Consider the following 753-nt stretch of genomic DNA (forward strand, 5'->3'; position numbering starts at 1 on the left):
CCACTACCTCACCACCGCCCCCAACGGCGACCTCGGCCTGATACAGGCCAACGCGAACCGCACGGTGTTCGAGGCACAGATCGGCACCACGATCGTCCGGCAAACGGACCTCGCTCAGGGTGGCTTCCGCATCGACACCGGGCTGCGACACGTGGTCGTCGACGCCAACGGCCGACACATCCACGACGCGATCACCCTGGAGAACCGCGTCGCCGCCGGCACCGCGAGCCACCTGTTCGTCCCGCCGAACACCGCTCACACCACCCCGCCCACCGCGACCGCACGCACCGACGCGGGCGCCGGGATGCCGAACCTCAACGTCACCCGGATGGACGGCAAGTGGCACGTCGCCGACACCAACACCGGTGATTTCACCCGCTACAACGGGGACGGCGGCCTGAGGTACCACGCCCTGTCCCTGCGCGACCCCGCCGGCGGCCCCGCCCGGGCCCCGGCCGGCCACTACATCACCACCGCTCCCAACGGGGATCTCGGCCTGATGAAGGCCGTGCCACAGCGCCTCACCCCCGGCGGCACCGCGTATCACCCCATCCCGGGGGCGACCGTCACCCTTCAAACCGGCGCGCCGGACCTCCGGGCCCCCGGTGCCGCCCCGGGCACCGGCGACGCGCTGCGCCTCCACCACGGCGACCACCACCTGGTGGTGGGCCCGAACGGCGTCCCCACCCACACCGTGGTCACCCCGCGCGGCGCCGACGGACAACCCATCCCCGACACCCACCTGTTCACCCC

The 753-nt window shown here is 72.6% G+C and carries 1 protein-coding gene; it reads left to right on the forward strand.

What is annotated here, in order from left to right; translation table 11 throughout:
• On the forward strand, positions 1 to 753 hold a 753-nt coding region (locus tag FNQ90_RS25595; protein ID WP_182608484.1), incomplete at both ends, for a hypothetical protein.

The organism is Streptomyces alkaliphilus, assembly GCF_014141535.1.
GTDB classification, from domain to species: domain Bacteria; phylum Actinomycetota; class Actinomycetes; order Streptomycetales; family Streptomycetaceae; genus Streptomyces; species Streptomyces alkaliphilus.